The organism is Bradyrhizobium sp. CCBAU 45389, from assembly GCF_028128625.1.
GTDB lineage: Bacteria > Pseudomonadota > Alphaproteobacteria > Rhizobiales > Xanthobacteraceae > Bradyrhizobium > Bradyrhizobium liaoningense_B.
In genome coordinates this window covers 361,963-377,509 of sequence record NZ_LBIY01000002.1, presented here as the reverse complement: position 1 = coordinate 377,509, position 15,547 = coordinate 361,963, and the positions used below count along the sequence as shown (strand labels likewise).

The following is a 15,547-nucleotide window of genomic DNA, read 5'->3' as shown; positions in this document are numbered from 1 at the left end:
CATGCGTCTTCCTTTCCGGCAAGCGTTTCGCCGATCATAGGCAGACCGGCGGCTTGGGCGCTTGACGCTGAGTGCAGGAAGATTTGTGCGAGAGAGCGAACCTCGCCCGTGCCTGGATCGACGGCTGGTTGCCTAAGGATCGGCCAGACCGGTGCGGCGTGGGGCCGTCAGGACGTCGGGATGCGTGAGGCCGCGCGTGCTTCGCTCGGGGTGCACCCGAACCGGCCGCGATAATTCCGGCTGAATTGCGCCTGGTCGGCGAATCCCCATTGATAGGCGATTTCTGAAATGCTCTTGCGGCAGTTGGGATCGCGCAACAGGGTGTCGCACATCGACAGACGCTGGTTGCGGATATAGGCGCAGACCGTCAGGCCTTCGCCTTCGAAGATCTGGTGCAGGTATCGAAGCGAGATGCCGCAGCCGTCGGCAATGGTCTGCGGCGTCAGTCGCATGTCTTCGAGGCGGGTTCGGATGAAATGCTCGCAGCGGAGCAGATGGCCGTTACGAACGGAGGACGAGTGGCCGGTCAGGACGCGGTCGTCGGATTCGATGGCCATCGCGAGGAGCTCGACGAGGTGCTTGCCCATCAACGTGCGCGCCATCTCGTCCATCTCGCTGATGCGTTCGCCGGCAAGGCGCAGCGTGTCGACGAACAAGGCGCCGACGCTGCGGCTTGCATCGAACTGAAGCGTCGCGAGACGTTCGGGGCGCGAGATGCGCGCACGCAGGACTGCGCTGGGAATCTTCAGAACCCACAGCGCCGTCCGATCCTGATGGCTGAATTCGTATGGCAGATGGCTGCGTTCGATCAGGAATGCGCCTGGCCGACAGTGCACGACCTTGTTGTCCTGCTCGAAGCGGATTTCGGCGAGCTCCGGCACCGTGATCAGGAAGGATTCTTCGCGCTCGCTCTGGAGATGCCGTTCATGGCGTTTGTAGAGCAAGCCATTTGCGATGTTGCGGGATACTGCAACGGGCCCCATCGACCAGGCGCCGAGGCGCGCATCGAAATCGCGGCCGCTCGGGAAGCGCAAGTCCAGTGAGAAATAGGTCCTGGAGACGATGTCCTGCCAGTATTGCTGCCGGCCATGCGCTGGAATGTCGTTGGTCGCGTAACTGACTTGCATTGCTGCGCTCCCCGCTGCCGGCTGCTTCTCCGGCGGCCAGGCCCTTGGTGAGTGTGGCGAGGGCGGCCGGATGACGTCAAGTCGAATAAGGCGGAATCAGATATTTCAGATTTCGATCCTCTCCTCGGCGTGATGCCGGTGGTCGACGCTGATTGGCGGTCGGCCGGGACCCACGCCCGCTACCGCAAAGCGCATGAAATCCCGGAATGCCTTTGCGGCTTCCGACAGCTTGATGTCGCGGCGCCAGGCGAGACCGATGTCCATGGTCGGTATCTCGTCCTCGATCACCCGGGTCTCGATCCGCTGGCCTTCCAGCGACCAGGGCCGGTAGATCAGGTCCGAGAGGATTGCGATGCCCATTCCGCCGGCGACCATGGAGCGCACGGCCTCGACCGAAGACGTGCGGAAGATGGTCTTTGGCTCGAGTAAAGCGTTGTTCCAATAGCGCATGGAGGTGTGCTTGGCTTCGTCCACGGTGAGCATGACGTAGGGATAGGTCGCGACTTCGGCGAGGCGGACGTGCTCGGCGCGGGTGAGCGGATGATCGGGAGCGAGCCACAGGCGGCGGGGCGAGCGCAACAACGTTTCGCTACCGAGCATCGCGTTGTCGCGCAGGTTCGAGACCAGCATGACCGCGAGATCGAGAGCGCCATCGACGAGCGCACGTTCGAGGACGTCGCGCGGGGCCTCGAACAGCTCGACCGTGATGCCCGGGAAGCTCGCCTGAAAACGCATCTGGTGGCGAGGCAGGAAATAGCCGGACACGGTGTAGGTGACACCGATACGGACGGTCCCAAAGAGCGGGCCCGCGGACATGTGCGTGCTGCGGACCGCCTCGGCCACGGCTGCCAGTATCTGCCGGCCCTGGGACAGGAAGCGGCTGCCTTCCATGGTCACGGTGACGCCGTTGGGCGCGCGCTCGAGGAGGCGCGTGCAGATGGTCGCTTCGAGTTGCTGAATCGCCGCCGTGACCGCGGATTGCGAGACGTTGAGCTCCATGGCCGCCTGGCTGATGCGGCCGGTTTCGGCCGCGGCGACGAAATAGCGAATCTGTTTCAGTGAAACTGACATCGCGGTTGATCCGATGTTTGCACAAGTCGTGCGCAGTTGAGCGTTTCCTCAGCCCAGTGACATCCGCTGCAACTCTCGTGCCGAGGTCGGAAAGATGACGGTCGCGCCACGTTAGATTTAGGGGTTGATCACGGACAGCCGCAGGTTTGAGGATCGCGCCATCCGCGGGCACCTCGGCCATAGTCGGCCGAGGTGCGGCAAATGTCGTGCAATCTGCGCGGGTTACGTCAGCGCGTTGCGCAGCCTGCCAAGCAACTCCGCACGGCTCTTACGTGCTGCCAGGGCCTGATCCATCCCAACCTTGACGAACCGCACCGGCGTATTGGGCTGGAGCTGGCCGATGAGATCCATGTCCGCGGAGATGACCGTACCGACCATGAAGTAGCCGCCGCCCGAGACCGCGTCGCGATGCAGCACGATGGGCTCGGTGCCGCCGGGAACCTGGATCGAACCGTAGGGATAGCAGGCGTCGGTGATGTTGGACGGATCGGAGCCGGCGCCGAATGGCGGCTCGCGCGGCACGAATTGAAGCGCCTTACCGCCCTTGAAGCGGTAGCCGATGCGATCCGCCTCCGGTGCGACCTTCCACGTGTCAGCGAAGAAGTCGTCGCCGGCCGCCTCCGTAATGCGGTGCCAGTAGAGGCCCGGCATGACGCGCGCCTCTGTCGGCATCGCCGTTGGCTGGCCGCGCAGCTCACTCGCGACCACGCGTCCGTCCTTGACGGAGGCCGCAGCCTTGCCAACCGGCAGCTCGTCGCCGGCCTCGAGCTTGCGCCCCTTGAATCCACCGAGCGCGCCGAGCGCGTAAGTCGAGCGCGAGCCGAGGACGACCGGCACGTCGATGCCGCCGGCCACCGCGATATAGCCGCGCGCGCCCTGTTTGAGGAAATCGAAGGAGAGGACCTGGCCGCGTTTGACCTTGAAACTCGTCCAGGTTTCGCGCGGTTTGCCATCGAGCTTCGGCGGCAGTTGGGCGCCGGTGATCGCGACGGTCGCATCTTCGGTGAATTCGAGCTCCGGTCCCATGAAGACCGCTTCGAGGACGGCCGCACCTTCCTCGTTGCCAACAAGGAGATTGGCGGCGACGAGCGCGTGACGGTCCATGCCGCCAGAGAGGGGGATGCCGATGTGATAGTAGCCTGGACGCCCGAGGTCCTGGACGGTGGTCGCAAGACCCGGCTTCAAAACCTTAATGGCCATGGAGAACTCCATCGAGCTTACGGTTGTAGGCATCAATGTCGCGGTTGAACTCGGTCAGCGAGAACGAGACGTCGCGGATGACGGGCGCGAAGCGTCCGGCGTCGACATCGGCGACCGCCGCGTCATAGGCCGTTCGGTCGATCGGCTTCCATTTGACGATGTCGCCTGGCCGGAACAGACACATGAAGTCGCGCAAATAGCTGATCTTCTGGTTGGGGTCGTAGATCGGCATCGGCGTGATGCCGAACATCTGGTAGCCGCCCGCTCCGCGCACCGAGTAGATGCAGGAGAAGCATCCTCCATGACCGATGGTGAGCTTTGGCGTATCGGTGCGCGGGCGCAGGTATTTCGGCGCCTGGATCTGCCGCTGGCGTTCGACCATCTGGTAGAGGAAGGGCAGGCCGGCCACGAAGCCGACCATGGAGACGAACCAGGGGGCGCTGGAGTGCGCCTTGATGAAGGCGTCGACGCCGTCGAGGCCATTGATCTGCGCGGCGTATTCGAGATCGGTGCCGTTCGGATTCTGATGGCGTTCCCGGAAGCGCATCAGGGTCTCATGCGTCCAGGGATCGTTGTAGAGCACGGGGATTTCGATAATTCGCGTCTTGATCACCGGCTCGGACTTTTCGGACGCGGTGTCCAGCCGTTTCAATTCCGCGAGGAGATCATCGGGCTTGATCTGATCGGGATCGAACTTGACCTGATAGGACGCGTTCGCCGGACAGATCTCGGTCACGCCCTTGATCCTGGCGTCGCGCACTGCGTTGGTGATGAAGAGGCTCTTGAAGAAGGCCTCGAGCGACATTGCCTCGCCGACCTCGGCGAAGATATGCTCATCGCCGCCGAAGGAAAATCGAGTTTGCATGGCTAGTAGCCTCCTGTTGTGGGCGGGGCGGATTTTCTCGCGTTCATAGGGTAGCTCTTGCGGCCGGTGACGCCTGGTCCGTGGCGAGGGTCGACGCATGGAGCTCCAGCCACGGTTCGAGCCAGGCGGTATGGAATCGTCCGGCCTGCACGTCGGCGTTGCCGGCGAGCGCCTGATGCAGCGGTTTCGTCGTGGCGAGGCCTTCGACGCTGAGCTCGGCGAGCGCACGCGAGAGCTTTCGTATTGCGCTCGGCCGATCCTTGTCGTGCACGATCAGTTTGCCCAGCAGGCTGTCGTAGAATGGAGGCACGGTGTAGCCCTGATAGAGCATGCTATCGAAGCGCACGCCGTCGCCGCCAGGGATGCTGAGCGCGCTCACCGTGCCCGGGTTGGGCATGAAATTCCTGGCGGGATCCTCGGCATTGATGCGAACCTCGATCGAATGCCCGGTTACGCGCACGTCGTCCTGGCGGATGCGCAGGGGCTCGCCGCCCGCAATCCGGATCATCTCGCGAACGAGATCGATGCCCGTCACCATTTCGGTCACGGGATGCTCGACCTGGATGCGGGTATTCATCTCCAGAAAATAGAACTCGTGGGTCCTGCCGTCATAGAGATACTCGAGCGTCCCGGCGCCGCGATAATTGACCGCCCTGGCCAGCGCGACCGCAGACGCGCAGAGCTTTTCACGGATGGCCGGCGCCAGCGACGGTGAGGGAGCCTCTTCCCAGACCTTCTGGCGGCGGCGCTGCAACGAACATTCGCGCTCGAAGCAATGGATGACGTCGTATCCGTCGCCAAGCACCTGCACCTCGATGTGCCGCGCGCCTTCGATGAGTTTCTCGACATAGAGTCCGCCGTCACCGAAGGCCGCGAGCGCTTCGGCCTGCGCCTGCGGCATCAGATGATTGAACTCGTCCGCCGACCGCGCAATGCGTATACCGCGCCCGCCGCCACCGGCGGCCGCCTTGATCATGACGGGAAAGCCGGTGGTCTCCACCAATGCGAAGGCGGCTTCTGCCGACTCGAGGCGCCCCCGACTGCCGGGAACGGTTGGCACCCCGGCTGCAGCAGCGGCCTCACGTGCCGCGACCTTGTCGCCCATGAGCCGGATCGATTGTGCGGTCGGGCCGACGAAAGTCAGATGCGCCGCCTCGACGGTGGCCGCGAATTCGGCATTTTCCGCCAGAAAGCCATAGCCGGGATGGACAGCATCGGCCCCGGTGGTCTTGGCCGCGGCGAGGATGGTCGCCTGGTTGAGATAGGACTTGGATGCCTGTGGCGGACCGATTTCGATCGACTCGTCAGCGAGCCTGACCGCGAGCGAGTCCTTGTCGGCCTTGCTGTAGACCTGAACGGTCGCAATGCCGAGCTCGCGCGCCGCGCGATTGATACGCACGGCGATTTCGCCGCGATTGGCTATGAGCAGCTTCTTGATGGCCATGAAGGGAACGGGCGGTCTCAGACGTCGATTTCGGCGATGGGCTGGCCGGCCATCACGGCTTCCTCGTTCTCAGCCAGGAACCGCAGGATCTTGCCGGTAATGCCGGCCTTCACCTCGTTGAATGACTTCATCACCTCGATGAGGCCGATCGTGTCGCCATCGGCGACGACGTCACCGTCGCTCTTGTAGTCGGGTTTGTCGGGCGCGGGTTTGCGGTAGAAGATGCCCGGAAGCGGCGAGAAGATTTGCTGTGTTGTCATGGTGTCCTCGTGATGTCCGTGCTTGGGCTCTCGGTGCGCCGGCTCAGGGCGCGGTCAGATAGGGGCGGACCGCCTCGCGAACCGCCTCGGCGATGGCGACGGCGTTGGGGGTATCGGAGTGGATGCAGATTGAATCGGCGCCGACCACAATGTCGTTTCCTGCCACGGAGCGTGTCTTGCCTTCATTGACGGCTCTTGCGCAGCGGGAAGCCGCGTCGGTCGGATCCTTGGCCTCGTGCTCGCGCGTGATGATCAGGCTGCCGTCGGCATTGTAGTCGAGATCGGCGTAGTACTCGGCCACGAAGGTATGGCCACGCCGTTCGTAGACTTTCTGGTGCAGTGTGCCCTTCATGCCGAGCAATGGCACCTTATAGACGTCGGCAGCGTCCGCCACCGCCTCGGCGATCTCTTCGTTGCGTGAGGCCATCCCGTAGAGCGCACCATGCGGCTTGATGTGATTCAGCGCCATGTTCTCAGCATCCAGAAACGCCTTGAGTGCGCCGATCTGATAGAGCAGGCAATTGGCCAGCTCCTCACGGCTGATCTTCATTTCCCTGCGACCGAACCCCTGCAAGTCCGGCAGCGAGGGGTGCGCGCCGACCTTGACGCCGAACTCCTTGGCTAGCCGCACGGTCTTGCGCATGTGGTTGAAGTCCGAGGCATGAAAGCCGCACGCGACGTTCGCGACGTCGATGTGAGGCATCAGTGCCTTGTCGTCGCCCATCTTGTAGAGGCCGTAGGCCTCGCCCATGTCGCAGTTGATCACGACCATCTCCTAATTTCCTCCCAACAGCGCTTGCGTCGATCCGAGGTGAAACCTCCCGGGGGCTCGCCCCTCGGGAGGCGCGTTGTCGGCTTACTTGGACACCAGATAATCCAGCGGGATCTTTTCCGAGATCGTCCACTGATCGATTACGCGCGGCTTGCCGGCTTCCGTATCGACGATCAGGTAACGGCCCTGGTTCTGGTGGTGAATGTCCTTGGTGAACGTGCGCGGTCCGAACAGCGTCGGTTCGCTGGTCATCTTCTCGAGCTCGGCTACCACAGGCGCTGCCTCGGTCGACTTGGCGCGTTCGACCGCTTTGGCCCAGACGTCGATCAGGACATAGCCCGGATAGACATATTGGCTGGACGGATCACCGCCGGTGACTTCCTTATACTTCTTGTTGAACTCGTTGACCTTCGGGTTCGGATCGTCGCCGTAGACGGAGCCCTGCACGGGAACATAGAAGTTTGACAGGTCCGGCACGGCGTTCAGCCAATAGCTGCCGTCGACGCCGGATCCGTTGACGATCATCGACTTGATGCCGGCGGCGCGGATCTGCTTGATGGCGGAGACGGCGCCCGGCATCATCGTGCAGAGCATGATTGCGTCGGGCTCCTTCGGCAGGCTCTTGATGCGCGTGATCTGCGAGGCGATCGAGGCGTCATCGTTCTTGAAGGTGTCGCTGCCGGCGAGCTTGGCTTCCTTCAGGCGTGGCAGCATCCAGTCGAAGCCGTCGCAGATTCCCTTGTTGTAGACGGTCCAGCTATCGAGCAGACGGTAAAAGGTACGTGCGTTCTTCTTTTCGTAGGCCCATTCCGCCATGGTTGCGCCCTGCACGGCCGCGAGCACCGACGCCGAGAACGAGAAGGGGCCCACGCCGGGAATGCCGGCCTTGATGGACTCAGCGCACAGGAAGAAGGAGACCTTTCCGGCGGCCTGTGCCTGGAGGGCCGCGGGCGCGCCGAAATCATAGTCACAGGAGACGATGACCAGGTCGGCGCCCTGGTCGAGCACGGCGAGGCCGGCCTTGGCGCCCTCGGCCTGATCGGTCTTGGTGTCGGCGAAGACGGGCTTGATCTTCTTGCCAAGCAGGCCGCCGGCCTTGTTGATCTCGTCGATCCGGATCAGCGCCGCATCCTGTGCCGGCTTGTCGTAGGCCTGCATGAAGCCGGATGCGGCCGTCGCGAATCCGACGACGATTTCGTTGGCCGCCTGGGCGGGGGTGAACCAGAGCGCGGATGCTCCGGCAAGAACGCCGAGTATTGATCTGAAACGCATGAGCCACTCCTCTAATTTGTGCGAAAGGACGTCAGTTCAGTTCCTTGAGGGCCGTCTGGGCGGGGCGCGCCAGGCGCCGCTGCAAGGGCCATCCGCGCCAGCGGAATTCCAGGTTGCGCGTCAATCCCGTCGGCAGGTACATCAAGATGGCGATCGTGACGATGCCGATCGCTATTTCCTGGACGCCGTTCGGAAGCGCAATCATGTGACCGCCGAAGCCGACGCCCTTCTCGAGGTTGCGGAACAGCTCGATCAGCACCGACATCGCGACCACGCCGACGACCGCGCCGCTGAGGCTATACATGCCGCCGACCACCAGCATCGACAGGGTGATGAAGGTCGTTCGGAGATAGAATGCGCCCGGATTGACGATGCTCAGGAAATGCGCGTAGAGCGCACCGGCAAGGCCGATGATGAACGCGCTGACGACGAAGGCGATCAGGCGTTCACGAACGATATCAATGCCGGAGGCGCTTGCCGCGATCGCTTCGTCACGTGTGGCACGCAGCGCCAGCCCCGAGCGCGAGATCGCATAGAGATAGGCGATTGCGATGGCGACCGCCGCGCCGATCCATCCGGTCCAGACGTTCATAGTAGGGGGGATGCCGACGATCGAGCCTTGGCCACCGGTGACGGAATCCCAGTTCGAATAGATGTTGTTGACGACACCGAGCAGACCGAAGGTCGCGATCGAGGCGGCAATGCCCGACAGGCGCATGATGATGCGCCCGACGATCAATGCGATCAGCGCCGCGAAGAGTCCGGAGATCGGTGTCGCGATCCACATCGGCAATTGCGTATGCAGCAGCCAGCCGGGAAGTCCCTTGAGCGTGATCGACTTCATCACCGACGGGATGGTCAGCCACGCGGTCATGTAGGCGCCGAGGCACATGAAGCTGATGTGTCCGAACGACAGCAGGCCGGAATTGCCGACGAACACGTAGAGGCCGACGACGATCATGATGTTGATGAACATCTCGACGATCGTGCGGTTGAAGGGCCGGCTGCCGAAATAATAGGTGAGGGCAGCCATGACGAGCAGTGCCGCGATCAGCACGATCGGCGTGACGATCGTTTGCCGGATGACGGAGGGCCGCTGCGACATCGATCAGACTCTCTGCTTGGCGGATTTCGGCGCGAACAGGCCCTGCGGCCGCACCAGAAGGACGACGATGACCGCGCCGTAGACGAAGGCGTCGCGGAACACGCGCGCATCGTGCGGCAAGGTGGCCTGGAACACGACGCTCGCCGCACCGATCAGAAAGCCGGCGGCAACGGCGCCGGGAATGCTACCGAGGCCGCCGATCACGGTTGCGATGAACGCGATCAGCATCACGTTGGCGCCCATGCCGATGTCGGCGGTGCCGGAATTGGTGGCGAGGATCAGGCCGATCGCGGCTGCCAGCATGCCGCTGATGGCGAAGGCGAACAGTATCACCCCGTTGGCGCGGACGCCGAGCATGCGCGCCATGGTAAAATTTTCGGCTGCTGCACGCATTTCCAGGCCATAGCGGGTGCGCTTCAGGAACAGCACCAGCGCGGCAAGCACGATCAGCGTGATGACGATGGTCGCGACCTGGAGTATCGGGATGCGGGCGCCCAGGAATTCGACCGGCAGGCCGAGGCTCGGCCACAGCGTGACCGATTTCGGCCGGCTCGAATACAGCATCAGCAGGAGGTGGCGGATGACGAAGCCGAGCGCGAACGACGCGATCATCATCGTCGCCGGATTGGCGTTGCGGAAGCGGCGGAAGACGATGAGCTCGGACAGAACCGACAGCGCAGCGCCGATCAGCAGCAGGAGCGGAATCAGCAGGTAGGACGGCAGTTGGCCGGCAAACACGATCGCCGCCGCATCGGTCGACGGCCACAGCATGGCGAACACGCAGAAGGCGATGAAGTCTCCATGCGCGAAGTTGACGAGCCGCATCACGCCGAAAATCAGCGCGATGCCGAGCGCGCCGAGCGCATAGAGGCTGCCGAGGCTCAGCGCGTCGAAGACGACCTGGAGGACCGCTGTCATCTGTCAATGGTCTCCGAAGCCGAAATAGGCCTGCTTCAGCCGGTCGTCCTTGACCATGTCGGCGGCCGCACCCTCGAGTACGATACGGCCGCCCCGGATGAGAACCATCCGTCCGCCCGTCATGAGGGCACGCGTCGAGCTCTGCTCGACAATCAACAGGGTAAGCTTGCGCTGGGCGCGCAGCCGTACCAGGATCTCGTAGACTTGGTCGATGATCTTCGGCGCAAGGCCGAGCGAGGGCTCGTCGATCGCCATGATGCGGGGCGCGGCCATCAAGGCGCGACCGATGACGAGCATCTGTTGCTGGCCGCCGGAGAGCATCCCTGCCGGAGTATGGCGGCGCTCGGCCAGCATCGGGAATTCCTCGTAGACAGAGTCGAGGTCGTCGGCAATCTTCCTGCGGTCGGTCCGCATGCCGGTGCCGACCTTCAGGTTTTCCTCGATCGTCAATCCGCCGAAGACGTTGCGACCTTCGGGCACCAGCGAAAAGCCGCGCCGCGCGATATCCTCCGGCGAGGCGCCGGTTACCGTCGCGCCGTCGACGGTGATGGAGCCCGATGCCGGCGGCACGACGCCGGCGATGGCATTGAGCAAGGTCGATTTGCCCGCGCCGTTCGGACCGGTCACGAACAGGACCTCGCCCTCGTCGATATTGAGCGTGACGCCGCGCAGAGCCGTCAGGCGCCCATAGCTGACCGTGATGTCGTTGACCGCGAGCAGCGTCATGACGCGACGGCCTCTTCGGCAATCGGCGGAATCAATTCGTCGCGCTGCGTGCCCATATAGGCGTGCCGCACCTCGTCGCTGTTGCGAATTTGCGCGGGAGAGCCGACTTCGATGATCTGTCCGGAATCGAGGACGAAGATGCGTTCGCAGAGTTCGAGAACGAGGCCGATATTGTGTTCGATCAGAAGCACGCCGACGTTTAGCTCCCGGGCGATCCGCCGGATGATGGCGGCCAGATCGTGGCTCTCATGCTCCGACATTCCTGCTGCGGGCTCGTCGAGCAGGAGGTAGCGCGGCGTGCACATGATGGCGCGGCCGATCGCGACGCGGCGTTCGTCCGTGTAGGGCAGGGCGCCCGCGTCGGTGTTGGCGAGATGAGAAATGCCGAGCCAGGCCATGACGCGAGCGGCTTCGGCGATCGCGTCGCGGCGGGTCTGGCCAAGGCCGACGCCGGTCACCTCAAGGTTGTCGATGACCGGGAGATCGCGGAAAAGTCGACCTGATTGGAATGTGCGTGCAACACCCGTTCGTCTGAGCTTGTGCGCCGCAATGCCGTTGATCGGCTCGCCCTCCAGTTCCAAAGTGCCTGCACCGACCGGTTGGAAACCCGTGAGCACATTAATAAGGGTGGTCTTGCCGGCACCGTTGGGACCAATCAGGCCGGTGATGCGCCCGCGCGGCACGGCAAGGGTCACGTCGGACAGCGCTTTCAAGCCTTCGAATTGGACGCTGACTTTGCGAGCGACCAACTCCAAGCCATCGGACATCTATCAGCGCCTTCTCACCAAAAAAACCGATGGATTGATTTTTCCGTTCCACCGGGGGATTGTAAAATTCGAAATATCGTTCACTGATATCGGAAATTTTGATGTCTCTGACGTTCCGTCAGGTTCGGCACTTTATTGCAACGGCCGAGACAGGGCGGGTGTCGGCTGCGGCGGCAGCTCTGAACGTGACGCAGTCGGCAGTCACGGCGTCCATCAAGGCGCTCGAAGCCGAGCTCGGGCGCAAATTATTCGATCGTCACTCAAACGGCGTGACGCTGACCTTTGACGGACAGGAGTTCTTGCAGCGCGCCCGGGCGATCGAGGCCAGTGTGTCGGACGCGATGCGGGGCCCGCATCGCTGGGGATCACAGGTCGACGGAACGGTCGACGTGGCGGTCAGCTATACGATCGCCGGATATTTCCTGCCGCCACTGTTGTCGCGCTTCTGGCGATCCTTCCCAGGGATCACGGTGCGTCTGCACGAGTTTCAGCGCGATGCGATCGAGCAGAGCCTGATCAGTGGCAGCGTCGATGCGGCGGTGATGCTTGTCTCCAACCTGCATGACCGCCTCTCTATCCGTTCGCGACTGTTGCTGCGCTCACCGCGCCGCCTGTGGACATGCGCCAATCATCCGCTGCTCCGCAGGGATAGTATCAGGCTGGAAGATCTGGCCAGCGAACCCTATCTGATGTTGACCGTCGACGAGGCCGAGCGCTCCGCCATGCGCTACTGGCAGCACACGGCACGCGTTCCGAACGTCATCTTCCGGACCCTGTCGGTCGAAGCCGTTCGCAGCATGGTGGCGACCGGCATGGGAATCACCATTCTCTCGGACATGGTTTACCGCCCCTGGTCGCTCGAGGGACATCGCATCGATCTCAAGACGGTCGATGATGATGTTCATACCATGGATGTCGGGCTCGCCTGGAAAAGTAACGCAGAGCTGTCGCCGGCGGCCCGTGCGTTCTGCGAGTTCGTCGCTCATTCCTATCCCGGATCAGAACCGGTCCAGTTTGACTGACCGGGGCGCTCGTGCTCGGCAAGGTGGAGCGTCGTTGCAACGGGCTCGCGCGACGATCATCTGCAATCCGTCACGGATCTCAGTGTAGCTTGAATCACTCATCGTGAGTGGGGCCGGCTCCGACACGCCGATAGCGACCCGGTGTGCGTGCGATCGCACGGGTCTGGGTGGAGAGTCCGCGGCAGACCGATATTGCCCAAGTCCCGGACCATAAGAGAGGCACTTTGCCTCAAGATCGGTCAAAATCCACAAGAAGATCGGCACAAGTCGCGTTGAAATCCCCTTGGCACACCTTCTGCATGACCGTTTTGACCGATTGGTCGGTTGCACCAAGAAAAGGGGAATATCGATGTATCCGAAATTTGATCGCCGCCAGCTTTTGAAGGGGGTGGCGGGAGCTGCGGTCGCCGCGGGCTATATGCAGATCAATCCGGACTTTTTCCTGTCGGTGGCGCACGCGCAGGCCGGCAAGGTCATGACGTTCCTGTCGGCCGAGAACATCACCGGCAATTGGGACCCGACGGCCCATACGACCCTGTCGCAGAAGAATATCGAAGGCTTCGTGATGGGCTTTCTCACCCGCACGCCGATGAAGCTCGAGAACCCGGGCGAGGTCGTCTATGAGCTCGCAACCGACATCAAGCTGCTCGATCCCAATCGCCTGCAGATCAAGCTGCGCGAGGGCGTGGTGTTCCACGATGGCAAACCGTTCAAGGCGGAGGACGTCAAGGCCACCTTTGAATACGGATCCAAGCCCGACCGCCCGGCACAATGGTATCCCGGCCCCAGCGAAACGCTGAAGATCGAGACGCCTGATGACTATACCGTCATCGTCGATACGTCGAAGGGCGGCTATCCCGCGCACCTCTTCATGTTCCTCGCGGCCTTCCTGCCGATCATGTCGGCAAAGGACATCGCAGCCGGGCCCGGCGGCCCGCTCTCGCAGCGTCTTAACGGCACGGGTCCGTTCAAGTTCGTCGAGCAGCGCGGCAACGATACCGTGATGAAGGCCTTCGACGGCTATTTCAAGGGAAAGCCGACGATCGCGGGCATCAACTTCACCTTCACCGGCGACTCCACGACCCGCATGCTCTCGCTGATGAACGGTCAGGCCTCGATCGTCGAGCGGCTGGAGCCGGAGCAGGTCGATACGGTCAAGGGCAACGCCAACATCCGCATCAACCGCGTGGTGTCCGTCGAGAACAAATATCTCTGGTTCCGCTGCTCGAAGCCGCCCTTCAACGACCCGCGTATCCGCCTTGCAGCGTGTCATGCGATCAACCGCGAGCTCATTCTGGAGGTGCTGGGTTCGGCGGGCCATGCGTCCTCGAATTTCGTCTCTCCGGTGAAGTTCGGCTATATCGACCTCGAAAACTACCCGAAGTTCGATCCGAAGAAGTGCCAGGCGCTGCTCGCCGAAGCCGGCTTCCCGAATGGCAAGGGGTTGCCGCCGCTCGAATACATCACGTCGGTAGGCTTCTATCCCAAGACCAAGGAGTACGGCGAGATCGTCACAGCGATGCTCAACGAGCAGGGTTTCAATGTCAGTCTGACCGTGCTCGAGCCTGCTGCCTGGAACGAGCGGTTGTATCATCGTCCGGGCGGCGGTCCCGGCCACATGGTGGATTGCGGATGGTCGACCGGCTCTCCCGAACCCGATCTGATCCTGCGCACGCATTTCCACTCGTCCTCGCATCGCATCTGCGGCATCGAGGATCCGGCGATCGATGCAAGTCTCGACAAGGAGCGCAGCGCTCCCACGCTCGAAGAGCGGAAGAAGATCCTCCAGGCCGAGACGATGCCCTTGCTGGCCTCGAAGATGCCGGCGCTCTCGCTCTTCACTTCAGTGATGATTCACGCGATGCAGAAGGAGTTCGAAGGTCTTTATATTTATCCGGATGGATCGATGGACGCCTCCAAGCCCGTCGCCTGATGATCATGGATGGCCGCCGCGTGCCGCACTCGTGCGGCGCGCGGTTTGGTACGCTTCTTACGGAGCTCGGAAGATGTTCGTCCTGAATTTCCTGCTGCGTCGTCTGGCTCAGGGCGTCTTGATCATATTTCTGGTCTCGCTGCTGATCTTCACGTTGCTCCGGATCGTGCCGGGCGATCCCGTGCGCCTGATGGCGGGAGGAATGGCACCGGAAGCCCTGATCGAGAAGATTGCGACCGACATGGGCCTGCGGGATCCGATCGTCGTCCAGTTCGGACGGTACATGGGCGGCGTCGTGCGCGGCGATCTCGGCCAGTCCTTCGTGCGACCCGCCAACGGCGCCGCGACGGGCGGCGCGACCTTCAACGACACCACGCGTGGCGAGCGGGCGAAGGTCCTGAGCCTGATCCTGGAAACCTTGCCCATGACCCTTCAACTCGCTGCGGTGACGCTCGTGATCGCGCTGCTCTTCTCCGCCGTGGTGGGAATTGCCGGTGGCCTTTCGGTCGGCCGATGGCCGGACAAGCTCGCGTTCTACATCTCCTCGATCTTCATATCGCTGCCCAATTTCTGGCTGGGAATTGTTCTCGCGCTGCTGTTCTCGGTCAAGCTCGGCTGGTTGCCCGCAATCGGATACAAGGGGTTTGCCTATACGATCCTGCCGGCGATCGTGCTCGCGGTCGAGCTGTCGCCGGTTCTGATCCGGACGCTGGTCAGCTCTGTGTCGGCGCAGATGACAGAGCCCTATGTCGCTGTCGGGCATGTGCGCGGTCTCAGCCGGGGACGCATCATCGCCAACCATGCGCTGCGCAACGCCTCGGTGCCGCTGCTCAATCTGCTCGGGATTCAGTTCTCAAGCCTGCTCGGAGGGGTGATCATCGTCGAATACATCTTCGACTATCCGGGGCTCGGCCTGCTGACCATCAATGCGGTGCTCCAGCGCGACTTTCCGCTGATCCAGGGGATCGCCATCGTCACCAGCGCCATCTTCGTGCTGATCAACATCGTCGTCGACCTCGTTGCCACCGCCGTGGATCCAAGGCTCGAATATTAGGGCTTGAATAT

Annotated in this window: 15 protein-coding genes; 3 read left to right on the top strand and 12 right to left on the bottom strand. The window is 62.6% G+C overall.

Features of this window, described 5'->3' with window-relative positions; all coding sequences use genetic code 11:
- Nucleotides 1-167: 167 nt before the first annotated feature.
- From XH79_RS01740 to XH79_RS01685, 12 genes are all read right to left on the bottom strand, one after another.
- Nucleotides 168-1,127, bottom strand: coding sequence for a helix-turn-helix domain-containing protein (locus XH79_RS01740; protein WP_271580408.1), 960 nt, complete (start codon nt 1,125-1,127; stop codon nt 168-170).
- 105 nt (nt 1,128-1,232) lie between these two features.
- The gene (locus tag XH79_RS01735) at nt 1,233-2,198 is read right to left on the bottom strand and encodes a LysR family transcriptional regulator (protein ID WP_212339961.1); all 966 of its coding nucleotides are present in this window, start codon (nt 2,196-2,198) and stop codon (nt 1,233-1,235) included.
- A 222-nt stretch (nt 2,199-2,420) separates the two neighbouring features.
- Complete coding sequence (locus XH79_RS01730; protein ID WP_271580407.1) at nt 2,421-3,398, bottom strand: biotin-dependent carboxyltransferase family protein; 978 nt, start codon at nt 3,396-3,398, stop codon at nt 2,421-2,423.
- Nucleotides 3,388-4,263, bottom strand: coding sequence for a 5-oxoprolinase subunit B family protein (locus XH79_RS01725; protein ID WP_212338617.1), 876 nt, complete (start codon nt 4,261-4,263; stop codon nt 3,388-3,390). The genes XH79_RS01730 and XH79_RS01725 overlap by 11 nt, the downstream gene beginning before the upstream one ends.
- A 43-nt stretch (nt 4,264-4,306) precedes the next feature.
- Nucleotides 4,307-5,707 carry an acetyl-CoA carboxylase biotin carboxylase subunit gene (locus XH79_RS01720; protein WP_271580406.1) on the bottom strand — a complete coding sequence of 467 codons (1,401 nt, stop codon included), beginning with the start codon at nt 5,705-5,707 and terminating at the stop codon, nt 4,307-4,309.
- Between the two features lie 17 nt (nt 5,708-5,724).
- Entirely contained in the window at nt 5,725-5,967 is a 243-nt protein-coding gene (locus XH79_RS01715; RefSeq protein WP_212338619.1) for an acetyl-CoA carboxylase, read from the bottom strand.
- A 43-nt stretch (nt 5,968-6,010) separates the two neighbouring features.
- On the bottom strand, nt 6,011-6,739 hold the full coding sequence (pxpA, locus tag XH79_RS01710) for a 5-oxoprolinase subunit PxpA (RefSeq protein ID WP_212338620.1): 729 nt from the start codon (nt 6,737-6,739) through the stop codon (nt 6,011-6,013).
- Nucleotides 6,740-6,823: 84 nt separating this feature from the next.
- On the bottom strand, nt 6,824-8,011 hold the full coding sequence (locus XH79_RS01705) for an ABC transporter substrate-binding protein (protein WP_212338621.1): 1,188 nt from the start codon (nt 8,009-8,011) through the stop codon (nt 6,824-6,826).
- A gap of 31 nt (nt 8,012-8,042) precedes the next feature.
- Nucleotides 8,043-9,116: a branched-chain amino acid ABC transporter permease gene (locus XH79_RS01700; RefSeq protein ID WP_271580405.1), complete on the bottom strand. Its 1,074-nt coding sequence runs from the start codon at nt 9,114-9,116 to the stop codon at nt 8,043-8,045.
- A 3-nt stretch (nt 9,117-9,119) separates the two neighbouring features.
- Nucleotides 9,120-10,034 carry a branched-chain amino acid ABC transporter permease gene (locus XH79_RS01695; protein WP_271580404.1) on the bottom strand — a complete coding sequence of 305 codons (915 nt, stop codon included), beginning with the start codon at nt 10,032-10,034 and terminating at the stop codon, nt 9,120-9,122.
- Between the two features lie 3 nt (nt 10,035-10,037).
- Nucleotides 10,038-10,760 (bottom strand): ABC transporter ATP-binding protein, encoded by a 723-nt coding sequence (locus XH79_RS01690; protein ID WP_271580403.1) that lies wholly within the window; start codon nt 10,758-10,760, stop codon nt 10,038-10,040.
- Nucleotides 10,757-11,527 carry an ABC transporter ATP-binding protein gene (locus XH79_RS01685; protein ID WP_271580402.1) on the bottom strand — a complete coding sequence of 257 codons (771 nt, stop codon included), beginning with the start codon at nt 11,525-11,527 and terminating at the stop codon, nt 10,757-10,759. Before XH79_RS01685 ends, XH79_RS01690 begins: the two co-directional genes overlap by 4 nt.
- Nucleotides 11,528-11,628: 101 nt before the next feature.
- Here XH79_RS01685 and XH79_RS01680 point away from each other — a divergent pair, with 101 nt between their 5' ends.
- The 3 genes from XH79_RS01680 (at nt 11,629) to XH79_RS01670 (ending at nt 15,536) form a co-directional block, all read left to right on the top strand.
- The gene (locus XH79_RS01680) at nt 11,629-12,549 is read left to right on the top strand and encodes a LysR substrate-binding domain-containing protein (RefSeq protein ID WP_212338635.1); all 921 of its coding nucleotides are present in this window, start codon (nt 11,629-11,631) and stop codon (nt 12,547-12,549) included.
- 349 nt (nt 12,550-12,898) lie between these two features.
- Complete coding sequence (locus XH79_RS01675) at nt 12,899-14,482, top strand: ABC transporter substrate-binding protein (RefSeq protein WP_271580401.1); 1,584 nt, start codon at nt 12,899-12,901, stop codon at nt 14,480-14,482.
- A gap of 73 nt (nt 14,483-14,555) precedes the next feature.
- The gene (locus XH79_RS01670; RefSeq protein ID WP_271580400.1) at nt 14,556-15,536 is read left to right on the top strand and encodes an ABC transporter permease; all 981 of its coding nucleotides are present in this window, start codon (nt 14,556-14,558) and stop codon (nt 15,534-15,536) included.
- Nucleotides 15,537-15,547: the final 11 nt, after the last annotated feature.